Here is a 12,862-nt window from a genome sequence, read left to right as displayed (position 1 = left end):
GTACGTCATGGTGTCCGGCGCCGGACGCAAACTCACCATCCGCTCAGCAGCGGCACGACTGGCACGACCCACCACCGACCGCGGATCCCGCCGATACGCAGCAGCCTTCACCGCCGCAACAATCGCCCTGTCACCCTTGCCATCAAAAGTCCCGGTATCGGCGGCGAGTTCCTCATCCACCGCACACCGATCCTCAACGGAGAGGCACGCTGTCTCCTTCACCAGCAGCGTGGCCCGCCACTCATTCAACTGCCCCGACCGCAGAGCCGCCAACGTCCGCGGCATCTCCAACACCAACGCCTTCGCAAAACCCAGCAAACGCGACCCCCGGTTCGGGGACTCCCGCCTCGCCAACGCCACCTGAGCCCCCACCCCCTGACCACGCTCGGACGCAGGAACACCAGCCTCGGCCTGCTCAGCACGCTGAGCCAGATCAAAAGCCACCGCAACCCTCGCCTGCAAAGCCGTAATAGCCGACTTCATCTCCTCCAACACCCGCAACTGCTCGATCAGATCACTGCTGACGGTGCTGGACGGAGCCGCGAGCTGAACGTTCGCAGGGGAGGCAGGAACAAGGGCATCGGATACCGCCGTACCCACTCGACTCTCCTGAACCTGTTCCATGAACCAACCATGTCAGGAGGCACCGACAATATAACGTCGTTGATCGCCCGGGCGCCCCAGTTGGGGCAGCTCACCGAGGGAGTCCCTCAGAGGACCTCCCTTAAGCGGGACTCCCTAACACCCCGTAGACCTGATGTTCTGAAGTCATGACCACCACCATTTCCACCGTCAAGACCCGGCGTCTGCCACTGGTGACGTACGTTCTGGCTGCGGGTGTGTTCCTGATGGGAACCACCGAGTTCATTGTGGCGGGGATCCTGCCTGAGATTGCGGGCGACCTTGGGGTGTCCGTAGCCAACGCCGGCCTCATGATCACGGTCTTCGCCGTAGGCATGATCGTTGGAACGCCCACCATGTCAATCCTTACGCTTAAGCTGCCACGACGCCTGACGCTAAGCCTTGCACTGCTGGTCTTTGCGGCTGGCCACGTCGTGGTGGCGCTCACGTCTGACTTCACACTCATTCTTGGCGCACGTTTCCTCACGGCTTTGGCGACGGGCGCTTTCTGGGCGGTAGCCGCCGTCGTAGGTGCAAAAGCCGCAGGTGCGGCGTCGGCATCCCGGGCGTTGGGCGTGGTGTTGGGCGGTGGGATGCTGGCAAATGTTGTTGGCGTACCGCTGGGTGCTTTCGCAGGTCAGGTGATTGGCTGGCGAGGCCCTTTCTGGGGTCTGGCACTTCTTGCGCTGGCGGGGGCTGTTGTGGTGTACCGGCTAGTCCCGGTGGGGCCGGAATCCGGGCCCATACCGTCCGTTCGCGCTGAGCTCGCCAGCATGCGCGACACGAGGGTTTGGCTTGTCCTGGCCGGCTGCGCGATCGTTTGCGGCTCGTCCCTGGCTGCCTACAGCTTCATTTCGCCACTGCTTACTGAGAACACCGGAATGGCCGCCTCGGTGGTGCCGCTGGTTCTGGTGGCGTACGGTGTGGGAGCCTTCATTGGCTCCAATCTGGGAGGTCATTTCGGCTCTCACCGCCCCTATCCGGCGCTGTTCGTCGCGGCAGGTATGACCTTCCTGGTGTTGGGTGCCCTTTCCTTCCTCTCCCATAACGCCGTGGTGACAGTGGTCCTGATCTTCCTGCTGGGGCTCTTCGGCATGGCCACCAATCCGATTCTGATCGGCAAAGCCGTAGGTTACGCGGGGCACGCACCCACGCTGGCCTCAGCTCTCAGCACCTCAGCGTTCAACCTCGGCACAGCCGTGGGATCGTGGATGGCCGGTTACGCCTTGGAATCCGCACTTGGTGCCACAGGCCCCGTGCTGGTGGGAACAGGAATCGCCGCGCTCTACTTCGTCCCACTTACGCTATTGATGCTCAAGGACCGGAAGGAAGGTTCCCAGTCATGAAGCACCCCACCGCCGGAATACTGCTGCTGGTGGCGTTGGCACTAGTCAGCTGCAGCCCATCCCCCGCCGTGGAGACGACACCGGGTTCGGCCAGAGGGACCTCAAAACCCAGTGAGGCAACCACCTCCGCCGCCCACAACGTAGTAGGTACCGTGGTGCACTTCAGCGCCGGTTCGGCGTCACTGGACGTCACCATTGGGGAGGATAATCCCGCCACCCGGGACTTCCTGAGCATGCTGCCGCTCACCCTCAGCATGGAAGAGTTCGCCGGCCGGGAGAAGATCGCGGACCTGCCCAGGCCCCTCCACTATGAAGAGTCACCTGGGTCCGACCCCGAGGACGGTGACCTGATCTACTACGTCCCCTGGGGAAACCTCGGTTTTTACTACAACGCGTCAGGCATCGAATACTCAGACCAAACCATTCATTTGGGACGATCCAAAGCCACCCGGGAAGAGCTTGCGCGCTTCGAAGGCCAGGAAGTCCGCGTAGAAGTCAATCGCTGACCGTCTGCCATCGGCGGTAGCGCGCGGCAGCACCGCCGGCGGTCAGCTGTCCGTTCGGGTCTTCTCCGACGCCGGGCGAACGCCTTGGGCGTATTCGCTCGCCGCCCAGGAGGCCAACAGTTGGAGGCGCTCGGCCGACGGCGACCCGGGTTCCGCTGCGTAAATGGTCAGGGTCAATCCTGGTTCTGCGGCCATTTCCAAGCCCTCAAAAGCGAGCGTCATTTCGCCCACCACCGGATGATTGAACGTCTTGAACCCTGTGCCGTGGTGCCGTACGTTGTGCGCTCCCCAGCGAGTGCGGAATTCCTCGCTGCGGGTGCTGAGCTCGCCAATGAGATCGTGCAATTCTTTGTTATGCGGGTCCCGTCCGGCCTCCGTGCGGAGAATGGAAACCGTTGTCTCCGCAAAAGCGTCCCAGTCCGGGTAGAACTCGTGGGCGCGCTGGTCCAGGAACGTGAACCTGGCGATGTTGGGCGCCTGGCCCGGCATGTCGTAACAGTCCTTGTAAAACGCCTTGGCCAAGGGGTTCACGGCCAAGAGGTCCATCCGGCCGTTCCGGACAAACGCGGGTCCGGCCGTGACAGCATCCAACGCCCACTGCAGGCTCTGGTGAGGCACATAGGATTTCGAGTTACGGCGCCGCGGAGGCCGGGCAACAGGGCTGGCTGCGTGCGCGAGATCAAACAGATGCGCGCGCTCAGCATCATCGAGGTTCAGCGCGCGGGCGATGCTCTCAAGAACCTGCGGGGAGGCGCCGCTAATGGCGCCGCGTTCCAAGCGGGTGTAGTACTCAACGCTCAAGCCGGCAAGGGTGGCCACTTCGCTGCGGCGAAGACCCTTAACCCGCCGGTTGGATCCCGCGGGCAGCCCCACCTGCTCCGGGGCCACGTGGGCACGCCGGGAGATCAAAAATTCGCGAACTTCCGCCCGATTGTCCATGCCCTCCACCATAGATCCGGTTCATCGCCGGAGGGAGTCCCTGTGAGGGCCTCCGACGACCAACCAGCTCTGCGGTCTCCAGGGAAGACTGAGCCCTAAGCAGCTTCGGAGCCTGCCTTGCGACGGGAAATCAACACGGGACTATGGGCGTGGTGGAGCACTGCGTGTGCCGTTGAACCTATGGTGCCCTTGATCAGTCCATGTCCTTTGGTCCCCACCACTGTGATGCGTGCCGCTTGTGAGGCCTTGACCACGGCACGGGAGAATGAAGCATCCACCAGCAGCTCTCCGCTCACCGTGCTCCCGGGAGCCTTGTGGCGGGCCCGGCTCAGCACGGCATCGAGCATCGCTTCGGCCTCGGGATAGGCTTCCACCGGCTCTCGCAACCGCCGGTATCCTTCGGGTTCGTGCAGGACGTGGATGATCCTGAGCTCGGCACCCGTTGCGGCCGCGAAAAGGCAGGCGTCGTCCAGGGCTGCCGGTGATCCCGAGTCATCAACAGCCAGCAGCACTGGACCCTCCGGGTGGTCATCGGCACGGATCACTGCCACCGGGCACTCCGCGGTTGCTGCCATCTCCAAACTCACGGACCCCACCAGCAAGCCCATGAACCCACCAAGGCCGCGGCTTCCAAGGACCAACATCTCCGCGCCGGCCGAAACGTGCGCCAGATGATCGCGCGGCATTCCGTGAAGCAAAGTGGCGTGGACCTCCAGATCGGGCACGGCCTCCTTTGCGAGCGCCGTCCCTTCTTCGAGAACTTTCTGGGCGGCCCGTTCCAAACCACTATCGGCGATGCCAGGAACGGGGCCCCTGTTTTGGGATAGCAAGACCCACAGGGAACAGTGCACAACGTGCAGGGAGCAGTTCCGCAGGATGGCGTGATGTGCGGCCCATTGGACGGCCCGGTGTGATTCTTCGGATCCGTCATAGCCAACCACGATCGTCTTCGAAGCGTGCTCGTTCGTCATGGCCAGAGCCTACGCTGGCGCCGGGACCGGCACCAGAGCGTAACCCCCGCCGGTAGGGCGCAATACGCTGCTAGGCTCCGATGCTGACACCTCAGGAGGAAACACCGTGGGCTTTGCCGAAGAACTCAAGAACCAGTGCGCCGAGGATTGGGACGCCGGCGTCAACCATCCTTTTGTGGACCAGCTGCTGGACGGGTCCCTTTCCGATGACCACCTGCGCCGCTACCTTGTTCAGGATTACCAGTTCTGCGATGCCTTCACAGCACTCCTCGGGCAAGCCGTCGCATCGGCGCCTTCGCTGCCTTCGCGTCTGGTGTTTGCCGCGGTTCTTGGGGCTTTCGCTTCGGACGAGAATACGTACTTCCAGGATTGCTTCAACGATCTCGATGTTCCGGAGGCGGACCGAACCGCACCCGCGCTGGGACCAGCAACCAGCAACTTCGACCACCTGATGCGGAGCGCCCTCGCTACCCGTTCCTACCCGAAAGTCCTGGCAGTGCTGCTGGTTGCCGAGTGGCTCTACGGAGACTGGGCTGCCCGCGCTGGCGATCCCGCCAGCTGGCCGGCGCACGCTAAGCATTCCGAGTGGATCCGTCTCCACAACAACCCCGAGTACAACGCGTGGGTGACGTGGCTACGCGACGAGTTTGACGCCGTCGAGCCTGTTGACGCCGCGGAACGACAGGGAGTTGCCGCAACCTTCGCGGAGGCCGTGCGGCTGGAGCGGGCTTTCTTTGACGCTGCCTTGGTGCCCGCGGGCGCTTCGGTTTAGGGGCGTTTCCGGACTGTGTAGCTCAGCTCCACCAAGCCTTGGTCGTAGCTGTTCACTTCCTGCAGTTTCAGCAGTGCGGGGTTGTGTCCTGCCGGGAACACGCCCCTGCCTGAGCCTTGGCCTCCGAGCGTCACTACCAGCCGGACGGCGTCCTTCGCGGACTGCCGCTTGATGCGACGGATCGCCTCTATCGCGTCGCCGGACTCAAGGTTCGACGGCGGGAAGTCACCCCAAAGGGCTGCCTTCAGGCGGCGCGAAGACAACGATGTCCATTCAGCCGAGCTCGCGGAATTGAGTTCAAGGGCGTCGCTAAAACCGTTGACTTGTCCACTGGACTTATCGTAGCTTTTCAACCACTGACAACGTTGTCTAAATGGGGATGGGCACGCGCAATGAAGTGCGAACGAGGAGAACAATGACGAAATCCACTATGAACAGGATGCGGGCGGCGACGTCTGCGTTGACGCTGGCTGGCCTGACACTTTCGGGAATCATGGCCGGCATTGCGCCGGCCTCTGCTGCGCCGGAGGTAGGAAGCGAGGACTTTCGACCTGCCTACCATTACACGCCAGCAAAGAATTGGATGAACGATCCCAACGGGATGGTCTTCCATAAGGGCGTCTACCACCTGTTCTACCAGCACAATCCCTCCGGCAACACATGGGGAAACATGTCCTGGGGTCATGCAACGTCCAAGGACTTGGTCCATTGGCAAGAGCAGCCGTTGGCCCTGTCCACCGATGCGCAGGAAGATGTGTTCTCCGGCAGCATTGTGGTTGATAAGGACAACACCACAGGCTTCGGAACCAAGGAAAATCCGCCGCTGGTGGCCATCTACACCAGCGCCTACAAGGAACCATCCCCGTACCGGGGCCTGCAGGCACAGTCCTTGGCGTACAGCTTGGACGACGGAAAGACCTGGACCAAATACTCAGGAAACCCTGTGCTGAACCGCGATTCAGCCAACTTCCGGGACCCAAAGGTCTTCTGGTACGACAACCCGGCTGGCGGTGGTTACTGGGTCATGACCGCAGTGGAGTCCCAGGATCACAAGGTTCTCCTGTACAAGTCCAGCAACCTTAAGGATTGGACTGCCCTGAGCGAATTCGGACCCGCCAACGCGACCGGCGGCCAGTGGGAATGTCCTGACTTGTTTCCCCTCGCAGTGGATGGAGACAAGAACAACGTCAAGTGGGTCATGGTAGTCAATATCAACCCCGGCGGCGTCGCGGGGGGCTCGGCCGGACAGTACTTCGTGGGTGACTTCGACGGCACCACTTTCACCTCGGAAACCACCGAACCAGCAGCCCAAGCGCCGGCCGGCACTGTCCTGGCAGGCTTCAACGACGGCAGCTATAACGGCTGGGCCGTGAACAACGAACCAGGAAACTGGAAAAATGGTCCGTTCGGCGACACCCCGGCCGCCGGCTCCCTGCCCGGTCAGAGTCCCGTCGCCGGATTCGGCGGACCAGGACTGATCAATTCATTCAACGACGGCGACTGGCCGCTGGGTTCCATGCAGTCGCCAACCTTTACTGTGACTGACGACTACCTGAATTTCCTCGTCGGCGGCGGCAAGCACCCCCGCGTCTCTGACAAGCTGGACAACACCCCGCCTCCGGGCGAGCTGAAGTTTGACGGCTTCGAAGTTCCGGAAGGCACATCATTGGCCAATGCAGGCTGGACAGGGACAGGAGACCTGACCCCCAATTACCAGCCGGCTACCAGCGGTGGGGACTTCTACATTGGTGCCAAACGCATCAACACCTTTGAAACCGGCACCGTGCCCGGCGATGACCGCCAGGGCACCCTGACTTCCCCGGGGTTCCCGATCACAAAGAACTTCATGTCCATGCTGGTGGGCGGCGGCAACCGCGCAGCGGACTCCGGCCAGACCTTGGCCGTCCAGTTGCTTGTCAACGGCAACGTGGTCCGCTCGCTGGCCGGTGACAACGCCGGCTTGTTGAACTGGAAGGGCTGGGATGTCTCGGAGTTCGCGGGACAGAACGCACAGTTGCGGATCGTTGACGAAGCCACGGGCGGGTGGGGCCACCTCACGCTCGATCACGTCATGCTCACTGATACAGCCGCCGTCCCCAGGTCCGATGAAGAAACGGTGAACTTGGTGGTCAACGGGAAAGTGGTCCGCACAGCCACCGGCAACGACAGTGAAACTCTGGATTGGACCTCCTGGGACGTCAAGGAATTCGTTGGCCAGCAGGCACACATCAAGGTTGTCGATAACAACAGATTCGGCTGGGGACACATCCTCGCAGATGAGTTCACGGCGAGCGCCACGGCAGCACAGTCCCGGCTGGAGGCCTATGACTGGCTGGACTATGGACGCGATTACTACGCGGCCGTTTCGTTTGCGAACATGCCCGATAACAAGCGGGTCATGCTGGGTTGGATGAACAACTGGGACTACGCCAACAACATCCCCACCAGCCCTTGGCGCAGCGCCATGTCCCTGCCCCGCGAGGTGAAGCTGACGCAGACTCCGGACGGACCTCGCCTTGCCCAAAGCGTGGTCAAGCAAGTGGACAAGCTCGCCAAGAAGCCCAGCTACACGGACAAGAAGGGCGGCATTATCAAGGCTGGAACAACACCGCTGCCCGCGGCTGCTTCAGGGCAGGTCCAGCGAGTGGATATCACGTTCGCACCCGGCACGGCGACAAAATCAGGCATCACCGTACTGGGCGACGGCAACTCTTCCACCGTCATTGGCTATGACTCCACCACAGGCAAGGTCTTCGTTGACCGCACAAACTCCGGTAACACCACGTTCCACCCGGCATTCGCCTCCGTTGAGGACGCCCCGGTTACCCTGGACAAAAAGGGCAATGTGACCTTGCAGGTGTATGTGGACCGCTCATCAGTGGAAGTATTCACCGCCGACGGTCTCCGGACTATCACGGATCAGGTATTCCCCAATGCCGGCGCTGACAAGATCGCCCTCTTCGCGGAGGGTGGAACCGCGCAACTGAAGTCCCTCACAGTAACCCCCATGGAAGGATCGATGTTCCTTCCCGGGAAGAAGTAGGCAACCATTGACTAACAGGGACGGCGGCCGGCTTTCGCCGGCCGCCGTCCCTGGGGTTTTAGTGCGTGGTTACATCAATGGTTTCAGCCAGGTCAGGACTGAACCATCGCCTTCAATGTGATCGGCAAGTTCGGCGTTGAACTCCCGGCCGTAGTCTGCGCCGATGTGATCCTGAAAAGCCTGCTCGTCCCGGTATACCTCGAAGACGAAGTACTCACGGGGGTTACTTTCCCGCGTATAGGGCAGGAACATTACGTTCCCCGGTTCGTTACGGACGTGCTCGGTAAGGGTTGCCATCATTTCCGCGACGCGGGTTTCGCTGCCTTCTTTGACGGTGAACTCTGCATACAGTGTTTTGCTCAAGGCCAGTCCTTTGCTCAGTTGGTTTCGGGTTGCACTGCTGTTTGTACGGATTAGCTGGAGGGCCGGATTTCGCCGGAACCCCGCTGGATAAGTTCGGTTGGGATGACATAGGTTCGGGCGGGGTTATCGTCGCCGTCGATCCTTGCAAGGATCCGCTCAGCCGCCAGCTTGCCGATGCGTTCAGGGTGCTGGGCGATCACCGTGATCCCGGGGGCCATCATGTCCGCCAGAGTGAAATCATCGAACCCAATGAGGGCGATCTTTTGATGGAGGCCGAGGGCTTTCAGGGCACGCATGGCGCCAAACGTCACGAGGTTTTGACTGGAAAAGATTGCCGTTGGCGGGTTCTCTGAGGTGAGCAGTTCGTGAGCCGCCCGAGCTGCGGTTTCCTCATCGTGCAGGTTCTCACGGATGGCGACATCAGAGGTGGAAATGCCTGCCCGTCCAATGCCGTCCAGGAACCCTGCCCGGCGTCTTGCGGCAGTCTGGATATCAGTGCGGTCACCAAGGTAAGCCAGGCGGGTGTGTCCATGCTCAATGAGGTGGGCCGCTGCCCGTGCCGCGCCAACTTCGTTGTCAGTGACCACCGCGTCAGCCTCAATACCCGCAGGCTCACGGTCAATGAACACCAGCGGCAGATCGCGGGAGTGCTCCGGAATCATGTAAGCCTGGCTCTTGGCGATGGTCGTCAGCACAAGGCCGTCCACGCGGCGCCCAAGGAAAGCTGAAATGAGCTTCCGCTCCCTGTCGGGATCGTCATCCAGGCTTGCCGCGAAGACCGCAATTCCACGAACGGCCAAGGCATCTTCCATGGCTCTGTGGATCTCCCCGCTGAACGGGTTGGATACGCTCGGGAGCAGCAAGCCGATGGACTGGGTTTTGCGTCCGGAACGCTTCAGGCTGCCCGCTGTGATGTCCAGTTGGTACTGCAGTTGTTCCGTAGCCCGCATTACCCGTTGCCGGGTGGCCTCGGAAACCCCCGGCTCGTCGTTTACCACTCGAGAGACTGTTTTAATCCCAACCCCTGCAAGATCAGCCACGTTTTTCATTGTCGGGCGCTTACGGGGCTCGGACTGGTAACGATTAGACATCGTTGTCAACTTGCTGCTCCTCAACTCGAATTAGTACTTGACTCTATCGTGTGAGCTTGCTTACATGTTACCTGACAACGTTGTCAGTCGCAGAAATGCACCGCCAACAGCCACAAAAACAGGAGTTTCAATGTTGAGTTCCAAAGTCACGCGGTCCACCCGGACCCGCATTCTTGCCGCCGGTGCAGTCCTCACCCTCGGCGCACTTAGCCTGACAGCCTGCGGAGGCAGCTCCTCCCCTTCATCCAGCGGTGCTGAAGAGAAGATCGGTGTTTCGCTGATCGTCAAGACCACCTCCAACCCGTTCTTCGTCTCCATGCAGGATGGCGCGAAGAAGGCCGCCGAAGCGGACGGCGTCGATCTGAAGCTTGCGGCCGGCAAGGCCGACGGCGACGAGGACACCCAGATCCAGGCCATTGAAAACGCAATCTCCAAGGGCGACAAAGGCATTCTGATCACCCCCAACGGTCCCTCAGTGGTGGACGCCCTGAAGAAGGCCAAGGATGCCGGGTTGTTTGTCATTGCCCTGGACACACCGCCGGACCCGGCTGATGCAGCTGACATCACGTTCGCTACCGACAACTTCAATGCCGGCGAACTGATCGGCAAGTGGACAGCCCAGCAACTGGCGGGCAAGAAGGCCGTCATCGCCCTCATCGACCTCTTTGACGACAAGGTTGTCTCGGTGGACTACAACCGCGACCAAGGCTTCCTGACCGGCCTCGGCATCGATACCGCGGACAAGAAGAAGAACGGCGACGAGGCCAAGTCGGGAACCTACACCGGCGGCAAGGGCGGCGACTACGAAATTGTCGGCAGCCAGGCTTCCCAGGGCGCTGAAGATGGTGGACGAACCGCTATGGAGACACTTCTGGCCAAGAACCCTAATGTCAACGTTGTCTACACCATCAACGAGCCCGCAGCCGCAGGTGCCTTCGAAGCTCTGAAGTCCGCAGGCAAGGAAAAGGACGTCCTGATCGTCTCCGTCGACGGCGGCTGCACAGGCGTGAACAACGTCAAGTCCGGTGTCATCGGCGCAACGGCACAGCAGTACCCGGTCAAAATGGCTGAGATGGGCGTAAAGGCCATTGTTGACCTGGCAAAGACCGGCAAAAAGCCCGCCAACTCCGAGGGCCTGGACTTCTTCAACACCGGCGTGGAGCTCGTCACTGACAAGCCCGCTGACGGCGTAAAGAGCATCACCACCACCGAAGCATCCCAGGTCTGCTGGGGCAAATAGGACCTCACCGAACGCGGGGAGACGAGCCAAGCAGCGTCTCCCCGCGCCCAGCAGTTACAGAACATGGAAGTTCAGGAGCAATCTAAGTGACCCAGCAACAGACCGCCGGCCCCCCGAGCGCCGCGCATGCTGACCTGGCCGAGGAATTCCTCGACCGCCAGACTCCCCTCAGCAGAATCCGCAATATTCTCCACCGATACCCAGCCCTCAGCCCGGCCATCGTCCTGCTGATCGCAGTGGTGGTCTTCGGACTCCTCAACGATCGGTTTCTGCGCGTTGAGAATCTGTCTCTGATTACCCAGCAGGTGGCCGTGGTGGGCACCCTGGCAATCGCCCAGACCCTGATCATCCTGACCGCCGGAATTGACCTGTCCGTCGGTGCAGTGATGATCCTGTCCTCAATGGTGATCGCGCAGCTCGCGGTCAGCAACGGAATTCCAGGGCCGATCGCGCTGATTGCCGGTCTCGCTGTCGGATTGGGATCCGGTGCTCTGAACGGCTTCCTCGTCACAAGATTCCGGCTCCCACCGTTCATCGTCACACTGGGAACCCTGAACATTTTCATCGCCCTGACGCTCTTGTACTCCGGCGGAAGCACCGTGCGTGGCTCCGCTATGCCGGACATGCTCACATGGCTTGGCAGCACCTTCCCGATCGGACCCGTCCGGATCTCCACCGGCGTGGTCATGATGCTCCTCCTCTACGTTGCCATGGCCTACATTCTGGGCAAGACCGCTTGGGGACGGCACGTCTACGCTGTGGGAGATGACAAGGAAGCTGCCAGACTTGCCGGTATTCCCGTCAACCGTGTCCTGATGAGCGTCTATCTTGCCGCCGGTGCCGTCCTCGCCATCGGTGCGTGGATCCAGATCGGCCGCACCAACGCCGCCAGCCCCAACGCCGGTGTCGATTTGAACCTGGACTCCATCACCGCCGTCGTGATTGGCGGCACCAGCCTCTTCGGCGGCCGTGGCTCGATCTGGGGTTCGCTGCTCGGAGCACTGATTGTTGGTGTCTTCCGCAACGGTCTCTCGCTCGCCGGCTTGGACGTGCTCTATCAGACCCTCGCCGTAGGCATCCTGATCATCATTGCCGTGTCCGTCGATCAATGGATCCGAAAGGTCAAGTCATGACCACCACAGAATTTGAAGCCCCCGGAACCGAAACCCGCGAGCCCATCCTTAAAGCCAGGAACCTCGTAAAGACCTTTGGCCGCGTTGTTGGTCTAGACGGCGTCAGCCTGGACCTCTACCCCGGCGAGGTTCTGGCTGTCATCGGCGACAACGGCGCCGGTAAGTCCACGCTTATCAAATGCCTCACCGGTGCTGAAATTCCCGACACCGGCGAACTCTTCGTCTCCGGACAGCAGGTGCACTTCAAACGGCCGCAGGACGCCCGCGTCCACGGCATAGAAACCGTCTACCAGAACCTTGCCGTTTCGCCGGCCCTGGATGTTGCCTCCAACCTGTTCCTCGGCCGCGAAGAGCGTCTCCCCGGACCTTTGGGAAGCCTTTTCAGAATGCTCGACACCAAAGGCATGCGCAGGAAAGCCAAGGAAGAGCTGAGCAGGCTGGGCATCTCCACGCTCCAGGACGTCACCGTGCCGGTGGAGAATCTCTCCGGCGGCCAGCGCCAAGCCGTCGCGGTGGCCCGTGCAGCGGCTTTCGGTTCCAAGGTGGTGGTTCTCGACGAACCAACAGCCGCTTTGGGAGTACGCGAGTCCAACCAGGTACTTCAGCTGGTCCGGGACCTCCGCGACCGAGGCCTGCCGGTGATCCTGATCAGCCACAACATGCCGCACGTATTTGACGTCGCAGACCGCATCCACATCCAGCGCTTGGGCAAATGTGCGGCGACTATCACCCCGCAATCGCACACCATGACCGATGCTGTCGCCATCATGACAGGTGCGGCCAAAGCCTAAGGGCCGCGCCGGATCTACCGTTCCATTCGGACCCCACGAACCCCCT

The 12,862-nt window shown here is 61.3% G+C and carries 12 protein-coding genes and 1 pseudogene; 7 read left to right on the top strand and 6 right to left on the bottom strand.

Features of this window, described 5'->3' with window-relative positions; genetic code table 11:
- Positions 1-624, bottom strand: a pseudogene (locus tag MOD31_RS16060) (DUF222 domain-containing protein); the annotation flags it as partial.
- A 146-nt stretch (positions 625-770) separates the two neighbouring features.
- On the opposite strand from MOD31_RS16060, the gene MOD31_RS16055 reads away from it, so the two are divergent.
- Together MOD31_RS16055 and MOD31_RS16050 are read left to right on the top strand one after the other, a co-directional pair.
- On the top strand, positions 771-1,967 hold the full coding sequence (locus tag MOD31_RS16055; RefSeq protein WP_223941626.1) for an MFS transporter: 1,197 nt from the start codon (positions 771-773) through the stop codon (positions 1,965-1,967).
- The gene (locus MOD31_RS16050) at positions 1,964-2,473 is read left to right on the top strand and encodes a cyclophilin-like fold protein (protein ID WP_250821112.1); all 510 of its coding nucleotides are present in this window, start codon (positions 1,964-1,966) and stop codon (positions 2,471-2,473) included. The genes MOD31_RS16055 and MOD31_RS16050 overlap by 4 nt, the downstream gene beginning before the upstream one ends.
- A 42-nt stretch (positions 2,474-2,515) precedes the next feature.
- Here MOD31_RS16050 and MOD31_RS16045 read toward each other — a convergent pair whose 3' ends face one another.
- Positions 2,516-3,412, bottom strand: coding sequence for a helix-turn-helix transcriptional regulator (locus MOD31_RS16045; protein WP_250821111.1), 897 nt, complete (start codon positions 3,410-3,412; stop codon positions 2,516-2,518).
- Between the two features lie 95 nt (positions 3,413-3,507).
- Positions 3,508-4,383 (bottom strand): universal stress protein, encoded by an 876-nt coding sequence (locus MOD31_RS16040; RefSeq protein WP_250821110.1) that lies wholly within the window; start codon positions 4,381-4,383, stop codon positions 3,508-3,510.
- A gap of 106 nt (positions 4,384-4,489) precedes the next feature.
- Here MOD31_RS16040 and MOD31_RS16035 point away from each other — a divergent pair, with 106 nt between their 5' ends.
- Positions 4,490-5,155, top strand: a complete 666-nt coding sequence (locus MOD31_RS16035; RefSeq protein WP_250821109.1) for a TenA family protein — start codon at positions 4,490-4,492, stop codon at positions 5,153-5,155.
- On the opposite strand, the gene MOD31_RS16030 is transcribed toward MOD31_RS16035, so the two are convergent.
- Positions 5,152-5,508: a hypothetical protein gene (locus tag MOD31_RS16030; protein ID WP_250821108.1), complete on the bottom strand. Its 357-nt coding sequence runs from the start codon at positions 5,506-5,508 to the stop codon at positions 5,152-5,154. The genes MOD31_RS16035 and MOD31_RS16030 overlap by 4 nt on opposite strands.
- 62 nt (positions 5,509-5,570) lie before the next feature.
- On the opposite strand from MOD31_RS16030, the gene MOD31_RS16025 reads away from it, so the two are divergent.
- On the top strand, positions 5,571-8,198 hold the full coding sequence (locus MOD31_RS16025; protein WP_250821107.1) for a GH32 C-terminal domain-containing protein: 2,628 nt from the start codon (positions 5,571-5,573) through the stop codon (positions 8,196-8,198).
- A 69-nt stretch (positions 8,199-8,267) separates the two neighbouring features.
- On the opposite strand, the gene MOD31_RS16020 is transcribed toward MOD31_RS16025, so the two are convergent.
- Together MOD31_RS16020 and MOD31_RS16015 are read right to left on the bottom strand one after the other, a co-directional pair.
- Complete coding sequence (locus MOD31_RS16020) at positions 8,268-8,561, bottom strand: putative quinol monooxygenase (RefSeq protein WP_223941621.1); 294 nt, start codon at positions 8,559-8,561, stop codon at positions 8,268-8,270.
- A 50-nt stretch (positions 8,562-8,611) separates the two neighbouring features.
- Entirely contained in the window at positions 8,612-9,610 is a 999-nt protein-coding gene (locus tag MOD31_RS16015; protein WP_250821106.1) for a LacI family DNA-binding transcriptional regulator, read from the bottom strand.
- A 172-nt stretch (positions 9,611-9,782) separates the two neighbouring features.
- Between MOD31_RS16015 and MOD31_RS16010 the strand changes: the two genes are divergently transcribed.
- The 3 genes from MOD31_RS16010 (at position 9,783) to MOD31_RS16000 (ending at position 12,816) form a co-directional block, all read left to right on the top strand.
- Positions 9,783-10,892: a substrate-binding domain-containing protein gene (locus MOD31_RS16010; RefSeq protein WP_223941619.1), complete on the top strand. Its 1,110-nt coding sequence runs from the start codon at positions 9,783-9,785 to the stop codon at positions 10,890-10,892.
- An 86-nt stretch (positions 10,893-10,978) separates the two neighbouring features.
- Positions 10,979-12,025 (top strand): ABC transporter permease, encoded by a 1,047-nt coding sequence (locus tag MOD31_RS16005; RefSeq protein ID WP_223941618.1) that lies wholly within the window; start codon positions 10,979-10,981, stop codon positions 12,023-12,025.
- Positions 12,022-12,816: an ATP-binding cassette domain-containing protein gene (locus MOD31_RS16000; RefSeq protein ID WP_223941617.1), complete on the top strand. Its 795-nt coding sequence runs from the start codon at positions 12,022-12,024 to the stop codon at positions 12,814-12,816. The genes MOD31_RS16005 and MOD31_RS16000 overlap by 4 nt, the downstream gene beginning before the upstream one ends.
- Positions 12,817-12,862 lie beyond the last annotated feature (46 nt).

It is taken from the genome of Paenarthrobacter sp. TYUT067 (assembly GCF_023656375.1).
GTDB lineage: Bacteria > Actinomycetota > Actinomycetes > Actinomycetales > Micrococcaceae > Arthrobacter.
The sequence above is the reverse complement of the archived record's forward strand: the minus strand, read 5'-3'. Positions and strand labels throughout refer to the sequence as shown.

Bases quoted from the DNA above. Each gene is read 5' to 3' on its own strand.
- MOD31_RS16055 (WP_223941626.1), top strand. From the start codon at position 771: ATGACCACCACCATTTCCACCGTCAAGACCCGGCGTCTGCCACTGGTG.
- MOD31_RS16050 (WP_250821112.1), top strand. From the start codon at position 1,964: ATGAAGCACCCCACCGCCGGAATACTGCTGCTGGTGGCGTTGGCACTA.
- MOD31_RS16045 (WP_250821111.1), bottom strand. From the start codon at position 3,412: ATGGACAATCGGGCGGAAGTTCGCGAATTTTTGATCTCCCGGCGTGCC.
- MOD31_RS16040 (WP_250821110.1), bottom strand. From the start codon at position 4,383: ATGACGAACGAGCACGCTTCGAAGACGATCGTGGTTGGCTATGACGGA.
- MOD31_RS16025 (WP_250821107.1), top strand. From the start codon at position 5,571: ATGACGAAATCCACTATGAACAGGATGCGGGCGGCGACGTCTGCGTTG.
- MOD31_RS16015 (WP_250821106.1), bottom strand. From the start codon at position 9,610: ATGAAAAACGTGGCTGATCTTGCAGGGGTTGGGATTAAAACAGTCTCT.
- MOD31_RS16010 (WP_223941619.1), top strand. From the start codon at position 9,783: ATGTTGAGTTCCAAAGTCACGCGGTCCACCCGGACCCGCATTCTTGCC.
- MOD31_RS16000 (WP_223941617.1), top strand. From the start codon at position 12,022: ATGACCACCACAGAATTTGAAGCCCCCGGAACCGAAACCCGCGAGCCC.